The organism is Pyxidicoccus fallax (assembly GCF_012933655.1).
Classification (GTDB): domain Bacteria; phylum Myxococcota; class Myxococcia; order Myxococcales; family Myxococcaceae; genus Myxococcus; species Myxococcus fallax.
Genome location: NZ_JABBJJ010000451.1, coordinates 1 through 8,598 on the forward strand (window position 1 = coordinate 1; position 8,598 = coordinate 8,598).

The 8,598-nt window shown below is 71.3% G+C and carries 9 protein-coding genes; 2 read left to right on the forward strand and 7 right to left on the reverse strand.

The window, feature by feature from the left end:
* A partial coding sequence (locus tag HG543_RS48485; protein ID WP_169351770.1) for a TonB family protein occupies window positions 1-554 on the forward strand: 554 nt, incomplete at its 5' end.
* 25 nt (window positions 555-579) lie between these two features.
* Here the strand turns inward: HG543_RS48485 and HG543_RS48490 are convergent.
* From HG543_RS48490 to HG543_RS48515, 6 genes are all read right to left on the reverse strand, one after another.
* Window positions 580-2,268 carry a DUF4153 domain-containing protein gene (locus HG543_RS48490; RefSeq protein ID WP_169351771.1) on the reverse strand — a complete coding sequence of 563 codons (1,689 nt, stop codon included), beginning with the start codon at window positions 2,266-2,268 and terminating at the stop codon, window positions 580-582.
* Between the two features lie 199 nt (window positions 2,269-2,467).
* Window positions 2,468-3,199 carry a LytR/AlgR family response regulator transcription factor gene (locus HG543_RS48495; protein ID WP_169351772.1) on the reverse strand — a complete coding sequence of 244 codons (732 nt, stop codon included), beginning with the start codon at window positions 3,197-3,199 and terminating at the stop codon, window positions 2,468-2,470.
* The gene (locus tag HG543_RS48500; RefSeq protein ID WP_169351773.1) at window positions 3,196-4,245 is read right to left on the reverse strand and encodes a sensor histidine kinase; all 1,050 of its coding nucleotides are present in this window, start codon (window positions 4,243-4,245) and stop codon (window positions 3,196-3,198) included. The genes HG543_RS48495 and HG543_RS48500 overlap by 4 nt, the downstream gene beginning before the upstream one ends.
* A gap of 10 nt (window positions 4,246-4,255) precedes the next feature.
* Window positions 4,256-4,702, reverse strand: coding sequence for a nuclear transport factor 2 family protein (locus HG543_RS48505; protein ID WP_169351774.1), 447 nt, complete (start codon window positions 4,700-4,702; stop codon window positions 4,256-4,258).
* Window positions 4,703-4,740: 38 nt separating this feature from the next.
* Entirely contained in the window at window positions 4,741-5,865 is a 1,125-nt protein-coding gene (locus HG543_RS48510; RefSeq protein ID WP_169351775.1) for a pyridoxal phosphate-dependent aminotransferase, read from the reverse strand.
* Between the two features lie 100 nt (window positions 5,866-5,965).
* The gene (locus HG543_RS48515; RefSeq protein WP_169351776.1) at window positions 5,966-6,373 is read right to left on the reverse strand and encodes an arsenate reductase ArsC; all 408 of its coding nucleotides are present in this window, start codon (window positions 6,371-6,373) and stop codon (window positions 5,966-5,968) included.
* Window positions 6,374-6,694: 321 nt separating this feature from the next.
* On the opposite strand from HG543_RS48515, the gene HG543_RS48520 reads away from it, so the two are divergent.
* Complete coding sequence (locus HG543_RS48520; protein ID WP_169351777.1) at window positions 6,695-7,696, forward strand: TerC/Alx family metal homeostasis membrane protein; 1,002 nt, start codon at window positions 6,695-6,697, stop codon at window positions 7,694-7,696.
* 3 nt (window positions 7,697-7,699) lie between these two features.
* Here the strand turns inward: HG543_RS48520 and HG543_RS48525 are convergent, their stop codons facing one another.
* The gene (locus HG543_RS48525) at window positions 7,700-8,539 is read right to left on the reverse strand and encodes a hypothetical protein (RefSeq protein ID WP_169351778.1); all 840 of its coding nucleotides are present in this window, start codon (window positions 8,537-8,539) and stop codon (window positions 7,700-7,702) included.
* Between the last annotated feature and the right edge of the window lie 59 nt (window positions 8,540-8,598).

The window sequence follows — 8,598 nt, forward strand, 5'->3', positions numbered from 1 at the left end:
CCTTCCCGAAGCCCACCCTCTCCAAGTCCCTGCCCATGCCCGCTCCGGCGGACACCTTCCCCAGCGAGGCCGAAATCGAGGCCGCCCCGTCCGACACCCCGGCGCGGGAGGCCACCGCCCAGCTCGGCGGCACGGACGCGGCGGGCATCGCCGGCGGCGTCGCGGGGGGCGTGGTGGGCGGCCTCGTGCGGGGCGTGCTGGGCGCGAGCAACCCGGGCCTCGTCCTGGCGCCGCCGCCGCCCCGGCCCACGGAGGAGCAGCTGTCCACGTGGCGGGAGCAGTACTTCGAGACGATGTTCCGCGACCGCTTCGAGAACGTCCGCTACCCGCATCAGGCGGCCATGGCCGGCATCCAGGGCAAGCTGGTGGTGCGCATCTCCGTGGGCACCCGGGGGCAGCTGCTCGGCCTGGAGATCGCCGGCTACTGCCCTCACTACGTGCTGTGCGACGCCGCCATCCAGGCCGTGCGCGACGCCGCGCCCTTTCCGCCGCCCCCGCCGGAGCTGGGGGGCCGCGTCACTGTCGAGCTGCCCTTCAACTACCACCTGCACTGAAGCCCCCGCACGGTGAAGCGGACGCCTACGGCGTGGCCACGCCTGCCTCCTGGAGCGCCCGCCGCGCGCGCCAGTTCGCGAGGTTCCACTCGGGCCAGGTGGGGTGGGCCTCCTGCGACTGCCGCTCGGCGAACACGTCCACCACGTCCTTCACGTCCTGGTGCCACGCCCCGGTGGAGCCGAGCGCGTGCACCAGCTCCGGCACCGCGTCATTGGAGAGCTTGCGGAGGTAGTACGTGTCCGAGCCCCACTGGCCGGGGTTTGCGAGGTTGAGGCGGACGATGAGCGCGTCCGGGTTGAGGACGTTCACCGCCACCACCGCGCCGAGCGCCGTGACGAAGGCGCCGATGGCGAAGCGCTCGGGCCGCCACCACAGCGTCACCGCGCGCCACGTCAGCACCACGCCCAGGGCGAACATGAAGACGTGGGTGAAGACGCGCAGCCGCGTGTAGCCGAAGGCATCCTCGTAGAGCACCATGCGCTTCATCGCCGAGGCGAGGATGAGCAGGGTGAGCGCCACCATGAGCGACGTGCCCACGCGGAAGGCCCCTTCCGCCAGCGGCGACTCCCGGCGCGTCCACCTCGCCAGCGCCATGACGAGCGCCAGGGTGAGCATGGACACGGCGAGCAGCTCGAAGAAGCCCCGGCGCGCGTACTCGGCATAGGTGTAGCCCTCGGCCGGAGACGAGGCGCCGCCGATGAAGAGGTACGCCACCTGGAAGCCGGCGAACACGAGGAAGAGGGCATCCACCGCGAGGATGAGCGTGAGCGCCTCGGTGAGGCCCAGGAGCGGGCGGGCCGGCGCCACCTCGTCCTCGCCCCATTCACGCCCCTTGCGCCGGCGCAGCGCGTGGCCGAGCACCGCGGCGGCCACGCACGCGGCGAACAGCGCGCCGAGGGTGTGGACGACCGTCGTCCCGAAGAGGGCCCACACGTCCACGTCCAGCACCCGGTGGATGGCCGAGGCGAAGGCCGCGTCGGCGGACTCCAGCAGCACGCCGAAGACGAACAGCACCGGCAGGGCGATGAGGATGCCGCGCGCGAAGGGCATCAGGCGCGGCGCGTGCTGACGCGCGGCCTTGAAGTCCACCGAGTCCCGGACGAGCGCGGGCGGGTAGAGCATGCCCTTGAACACGGAGCCCAGCGCCACCAGCGGGTAGCCCAGGAGGCCCAGCCGCTGCACCCGGCCGGCGCCCCAGAAGTGCGCGAGCAGCAGGAGCAGCACGCCCGACGTCAGCACGTCGAGCGCCCGCAGCCACGGACTCGCTCGCACGGCCACGAAGCCGGAGATGACGATGAGCGGCACCGCGAGCCACGCATTGGGCCGGGCGCGCTGCCAGCCCTCACGCCCGCCCAGCCACGCGAGCGCGCCCAGCAGCGCCACCGCCATCAGCGGAAAGGACACGCCCCACTGGGGCCGGCTCAGCAGCGCCTCCGCGAGCACCCCCAGGCCCAGGGCGGCGAGCAGCATGGGACGCGGCTTGCGAACCTGGGGCAGGTCCAGCGGCACGGGCTGCGGAGTCTGAGCCGTGGTGGTTCCGGCCCGAGGTGCCATGGGCGACGCCGCATCGGGAGCTGAAACCCGGGCCGCACCCCGCTCGGACGCGGCGGCGTGGGGTGCTCGGAGCGACGCATCGGGAGACACCCGGGACGGCGCGGCATCGTCGCCGGACGTGGCGAGAGTCGTCGGGTTCTGCGGAACGTACGTGGACATGACTGCGCACCTCGGACTGGGAACGGCTCGGAAACGTCCCCAGGATGCGCATGGCTCCGGAGTGGAACGCGGCTTCCGGAGGTGAGCGGTCGGGCCCCGCCGCCGGACGGTCCGTCCTCCTCCCTGGCCGGCCAGCCCGAATCGGCGGGTCGGCGGGGCCCCGGAAGCCCGTCTCAGCGACTCCCTCCCGGCCGCGACGTCAGGCCAGCCGCGTCTTCAGCCGCGCCGCGTACCGGCGGCTCATGGGGAACGCGGTGCCGGCGCCGCGCACGTGGACGCGGAAGCCCTCGTCGGACTCGGTCTCCACGCGCTCCACGCAGGCCAGGTTGACGATGGTGCCCCGGTGGATGCGGACGAACTGCCGCTCCGGCAGCCGCTCCTCCCACTCGGCCAGCGGCCGGGGCATCAGGTAGCGCTGCCCATCCCGCGTCACCAGCTCCGAATAGTCCCCCGCGCTGCATACACAGGCGATGTCCCCCACCTGGACGAAGCGCGCCCGGCGCTCGCCGGACAGGAACAGGTGGTCATCCACCGCCAGCGGCCGCGCCCCCGGAGTGCCCGTTGGTGGCCCCGCGCGCTGGAGCAACCGCTCCACCGTGGTGCGCAGCCGCTGCGGGTGCACGGGCTTCAGCAGGTAGTCCAGCGCGTTGATTTCGAAGGCGCGCAGCGCGTGCGCGTCATACGCGGTGACGAAGACGACCTGCGCCCGCACCTCCACGCGCGACAGCAAATCGAAGCCGGATGCCCCTGGCATCTGCACGTCCAGGAACAACACGTCCGGGTCCAGCTCGGCGATGCGCCGCGCCGCCTCCTCCACGTCCGCCGCCTCGCCCACCACCTCCAGCTCCGGGTGCGGCTTGAGCAGCGTGCGCAGCTCGTTGCGCGCCAGCCGCTCGTCATCCACCAGGAGCACGCCCAGCTTCTCGCTCATGCGGCCTCCCTCCGGCCCAGCTCCACCGACAGCGACGCCCGCACCCAGCCCCCGTCCTCGCGCAGCTCGAAGCGGTGCCGGCCCGGGAAGGCGTGCTCCAGCCGCTCGCGCACGTTGGCCAGCCCCGTGCCCGTGCCCGCCACGCCTGGCTCCCGCGCCGTCGCCCAGCGGCCCGTGTTGGCCACCTCCACCTCCAGCACGTCCCCCACGCAGGCGGCGCGGATGCGCAGCTCCACCTTCCCCTTCTGCGTGTCCAGCCCGTGCTTCACCGCATTCTCCACCAGCGGGTGGATGAGGAAGCCCGGCAGCCTCACTTCCTCCGCGCGGGGCTCCACGTCGAAGCCGACGCACAGCCGGTCCTCGAAGCGGATGCGCTGAATCTCCAGGTAGCTGCGCACCGCGCGCAGCTCGTCGCGCAGCGGCACGTCGCTCGCCTGCGTCTCCAGCAGCGAGTAGCGGAAGAAGTCCGCCAGCTCCGTGATCATCTGCCGCGCCCGGCCCGGCTCCTCGTCCACCAGCGCGCGGATGGAGTTGAGCGCGTTGAAGAGGAAGTGCGGGTTGACCTGGTAGCGCAGCATCTTCCACCGCGCCTCCGTGGCCAGCGCCAGCGCCCGCAGCGCCCGCTCCCGCTCCTCCTCCAAATCCAGCCGGTACGCATAGCTGAGGAACAGCGCGCTCCACGCGAGCAGGACAATCGCGTAGTTGAGCAGCTCGTGCGGGAAGTCCGCGTGGAAGACGGGCGTGGAGCCGGTCGTCGCGCGCAAGAGCGCCAGCCACGCCACCGACAGCGCCGAGGACAGCGCCACGCCCGCCAGCCCCAGCACCCAGGCCGACGGACGGCGGGCCCACAGCCGCGACAGCACGCCGGTCATCACCACGCTGATGCCCAGGCCCACCACGGAGCGCAGCAGCTTCCACTGCACGACGCGCAGGTGCCCCTGCGCGTCACCGTCCATCAGGTTGGGGAGCGACAGCACGTAGCCCGCCACGCCGTACGCACCCCATCCCCACAGCTGGACCTTCCAGAACCGCGCGCCGAGCCGCATCCCCTGCTTTCTACCGCGCCTGCCGGTGGAACACCTTGTTGACGATTCTCCAGGTGCCGTCGACCTTCACCACCGTGAGGTAGTCCGTCAGCAGGGCCTCCGGATAGTCGAGCTCCACTTTCGCCACGCCCACGTCTCCGGTGACATCCAGGCTGACGATGCGGCGCTTGCGGCGGGCCTCGTCCTGCGCGGGCTTGCCACTCAGGGCCCCGATGTACTCGTCCGCGGTGCGCCGCGAGAAGACGCCGTCGCGGTTGAAGTACATCTTCATCTCCGGGTGGAACGCCTCCCGGAAGTGCTCCACCTTTCCGGTGGCATGCCCCTGCAGGTACAGCTCCACCGCCTTGCGCGCGCCGGCCTCGTCCGCGCCGCCCGCGCCCCACGCCGCGCCGGCCGCGAGCACGCTCCCCACCACGACCGAGCCCACGGCGAACATGACTCCCAGGTGCTGCTTCATGTGCGTCTCTCCTTTGGATGATTCTTCCGGTGACTGCGTCAGCGCTCCGCGCGGGCCGCCTTGAAGGCCTCCGCGAAGCGCGCCATCTCCTCCGCCGTGCCCACGGTGATGCGCAGGCCGCGAATGGGAGGCGACGCGACAATCCGCACGCCGCGCTTCTCCATGGCCGCGCCGAAGCGCTCCACGTCGTTCTCCATGGGCACGTAGACGAAGTTGGCGTGGGACACGGGTGGCGTCAGCCCTTCCGCCCGGAGCGCGCGCACCACGTGCTCGCGCACCTCCGCGTTCTTCCGGCGCGACTGCTCCTGGAAGGCCGTGTCCTCCGCGCTGGCCAGGGCCGCGTGCACGGCGAGGACGTTGACGGCCATGCCGCCTCCGCCCATGCGCAGCTTGCGCAGCGCGTCCGCCAGCGCCGTGGGCGCCAGCCCATACCCCACCCGCATCCCCGCCAGCGCGTGCAGCTTGGAGAAGGTGCGGGCCACGAGGACGTTGTGGCCCTCCTTCACGAGCTCCGCCATGGACGCATACCCAGGCTCCAGCACGTAGTCGCCGTAGGCCTCGTCCACCACGACAAGCGCGCGAGGTGACACCGCCTCGCAGAAGGCGCGCAGGCGCTCGGGGTCCACCACCGTGCCGGTGGGGTTGTTGGGATTGCAGACGTAGACGAGCTTCGTGGCCGGCGTGACGCGGGCCTCCATCGCGTCCAGGTCGTGCACGAAGCCCGGGGCCATGGGCACGCGGTGCACGGGGACGCCGAGGCGCTCGGCGTAGTCCGTCAGCCCGGAGTAGGCCAGGTCGGACGCCACCACCTCGCCGCCAGCCTGCCGTGCCCACAGCGCGGCCAGACACAGCAGCGCCTGCGAGCCCGGCGTGAGCACGACGTGCTCGGGGGTGAGCCCGTCGCGCCGGGCGACGTGCGCCTCCAGCTCCGCGGCGTTGCGCGCGTAGCGGTTGCCCTCGCCCAGGGCGGCCTGGATGGCACGGCGCGCGCTGGCCGAGGGCCCATACGGGTTCTCGTTGGCGCTGAGTCGGATGGACGGAGTGGCGGCGGAGCGCGTCCGGCCGCCGGGAGTCGCGGGCGCCCGGGCCGTGGCGTCCGCCGTCGCCAGGGCGGCCGCGGCGAGGCCACCGCCCCAGAGGAGCTGTCGTCGGTCGATGAGCATGCGCCAGCTGTAACGAAGGCCCGCGCGGGCGGGCAGGGGGCCTTCTTCGAGCGGCGCGAGGAGCCGGTGAGCGGTGCCCGGCGTCGGCGGGCGGCGCGCGCTACCCGGCGCGCATCCAGCCTTCGCGCTCCAGCAGCCCCGCCACGCGCGCGGCCAGCTCGTCGCGGATGCGCTCCACCTGCTGCGGCGTCTTGCCCTTCGGGTCGTCCAGCGGCCAGTCCTCGCGCTGCAGCCCCGAAACGGTGGGGCACGCCTCGCCGCAGCCCAGGGTGATGAGCCAGTGCGCGTCGCGCGCCAGCTCATCCGTCAGCTTGCGGGGCTTCGCGTCGGACAGGTCGAGGCCGATGTCCTTCATCACCTCCACCACCTCCGGGTGCACGCGCTCTCCAGGTTGGGTTCCCGCGGACATCGCACGCGCCTTGTCCGGGTCCGCCATCACGTTGAAGAACGCCGCGGCAATCTGCGAGCGGCCGGCGTTGTGCACACAAGCGAAGATGACCTTCTTCATTGAACTGCGCCCTCCAGTACGACGAGTCGACGCGCCCCTCCCCCAAGCGCTGGTGCCATGACGAGTTGTCCACGCCGGCCAATCTGTTGGACGGCGCACAATCCAAGGCTGGCACATCCGACGGCTGGATGCTCGCAAAGAGAGAGAACGAACCCTCGCCCGGCCGCACGGGTCTGTCTTTACGCACCTCGTCACAGTGGCCACTCGGTGACATCCGTACGCCTGCCTGGGTCTCCAGGCAGCCGAGCCCCCACCGTTCCCCACCCACGGCCGGCCAGTCGAGGCTGTCCGCCTGGGGGGATGCATAGGTTGGACGCAGCCATGCTGAACATTCCGACATGGGTCTGGGTGGTCTTCTGGGCGGTGATACTGGCGCTGCTCGTGGTGGACCTCGTCGCCCACCGGGGGCGGCACGGCGAGTCCCACAAGGCGGCCGTCATCTGGACCGGTGTCTGGATTTCGGCGGGGCTGCTCTTCGGCGCGCTCGTCTGGCGCATCTTCGGGACGCAGGCCGGGCACGAATACCTCGCGGCCTACTTCATCGAGAAGAGCCTCAGCCTCGACAACGTCTTCGTCTTCCTCGTCATCTTCCGCAGCCTGGGCGTGCCCTCGAAAGCGCAGCACAACGTGCTGTTCCTGGGCATCTTCGGCGCGCTCGTCTTCCGGGCCCTCTTCATCTTCCTGGGCGCGGCGGCGCTGGAGCGCTGGCACTGGGTGGCCTACGTCTTCGGCGGCATCTTGCTCGTCACCGCGTGGCGCGTGTTCCGCGAGGACCCGGCGGTGCAGGTGGAGAACAAGGCCGTGCGCTGGCTCGCGCACCGGATGCCGGTGACGCACGAGTTCCACGGCAAGAAGTTCATCGTCCGGCTCGAGAACGGGCGCCGCGTCGCCACGCCGCTGCTGCTGGCGCTGCTGGGCCTGGAGCTGACGGACATCCTCTTCGCGGTGGACTCGGTGCCCGCGGCCTTCTCGGTGACGCAGGACACCTTCATCATCTACAGCTCCAACGCGTTCGCCATCCTCGGCCTGCGGGCGCTGTACCTGCTGCTGGCCGGCACCGTGGGGCAGCTGCGCTACCTCCACTACGGGCTGGCGGGCGTGCTGGCCTTCGCGGGGCTGAAGATGGTGCTGGAGCCGTGGCTCCACGTTCCGCCGCTCACCTCGGTGGCCATCATCGCCGTGCTCATCATCGGCTCGGTGTGGGCCAGCCGGCGCGTCCAGAAGCGCGAGGCCCTCTCTCGCGCCCGGCTCGACGAAGCCGGGCGGGGTGACGGCGTGGAGCGCCCGCGGGGCCCCACGCGTCACACCGAGGTGGAGGCGTAGGACCTACTCCACGTCCTGCGCGTTGACGCCGTTCACCATCTCACCGCCGGCGCCGCCCGTGACGAAGCCGTCGAAGGCCGCGTTGGCCATCATCTGCACGCGGTCGTCGTACTTCTTCAAGAGCTCCGCGTTGGCGGCGGCGACCTTCTGGCCCTTCTCGGACAGCGCGCCCGGCGCGTCCTCCTGCGAGTCCAGCGAGTCCACCGCGGCCTGGAGCCCATCGCGGCTCTGCTCCAGCGCCGTGCGCTCCTCGTCGGACAGCGAGTCGCTCTCCAGCTTCTTGTCGAGCTCGGCGATCTCCTTCTCCATGGACTTGCGCCCCTCGGCCATGGCGACCTTCGCCTGCGCCATGCCCTCGGCCATCATCGTCGTGTAGACGGTGGAGGTGATGGACTGGAACTCGGCGGGGGACATGCCGTGCTTCTTCAGGCTGGCGATGTAGGCGGTACGCACGTCGGCCACCAGGCCCACCAGCAGGTTCGCGCCCTCCATGGCCGCGCTGAAGTTGGCGTTCTTGTTGTCGTCCCCGCCGTGCTTCTCCTCGAACTCCTTCGACTTCTGCTCGAAGTTCTTGAACACCGGCATCGCCTCCGCGCGGATGGCGAAGTAGGTGTCCATGCGCTTCGAGTCCAGCGCGAGCACCTCCCCCTCGGGGGGCGCCTGGAACGGGTGGCTCTGGTTGAGCTGCACCAGCTCCAGCTCCTGCGCCTGCATCTTCTGCGCGGCCTCGAAGGTGCCGCCGAACGTGTTCTTCGCCCAGATGCCGCCAGCCACCAGCAGGCCCACGCCCACCAGCATGATGACGCCACAGCCAATACCGACACCGATGAGAACCTTCTTCATGAATCGCTCCCCACGGGGACCTCCCCCAATGCCCCCGTGCTACCCGGGCAGGCCCCCGG

What these genes read in the sequence shown, in the direction of transcription:
- HG543_RS48500 (WP_169351773.1), bottom strand. Translation starts at nt 4,245, where the DNA reads ATGCGGCTCGGCGCGCGGTTCTGGAAGGTCCAGCTGTGGGGATGGGGT.
- HG543_RS48490 (WP_169351771.1), bottom strand. Translation starts at nt 2,268, where the DNA reads ATGTCCACGTACGTTCCGCAGAACCCGACGACTCTCGCCACGTCCGGC.
- HG543_RS48525 (WP_169351778.1), bottom strand. Translation starts at nt 8,539, where the DNA reads ATGAAGAAGGTTCTCATCGGTGTCGGTATTGGCTGTGGCGTCATCATG.
- HG543_RS48505 (WP_169351774.1), bottom strand. Translation starts at nt 4,702, where the DNA reads ATGAAGCAGCACCTGGGAGTCATGTTCGCCGTGGGCTCGGTCGTGGTG.
- HG543_RS48495 (WP_169351772.1), bottom strand. Translation starts at nt 3,199, where the DNA reads ATGAGCGAGAAGCTGGGCGTGCTCCTGGTGGATGACGAGCGGCTGGCG.
- HG543_RS48515 (WP_169351776.1), bottom strand. Translation starts at nt 6,373, where the DNA reads ATGAAGAAGGTCATCTTCGCTTGTGTGCACAACGCCGGCCGCTCGCAG.
- HG543_RS48510 (WP_169351775.1), bottom strand. Translation starts at nt 5,865, where the DNA reads ATGCTCATCGACCGACGACAGCTCCTCTGGGGCGGTGGCCTCGCCGCG.
- HG543_RS48520 (WP_169351777.1), top strand. Translation starts at nt 6,695, where the DNA reads ATGCTGAACATTCCGACATGGGTCTGGGTGGTCTTCTGGGCGGTGATA.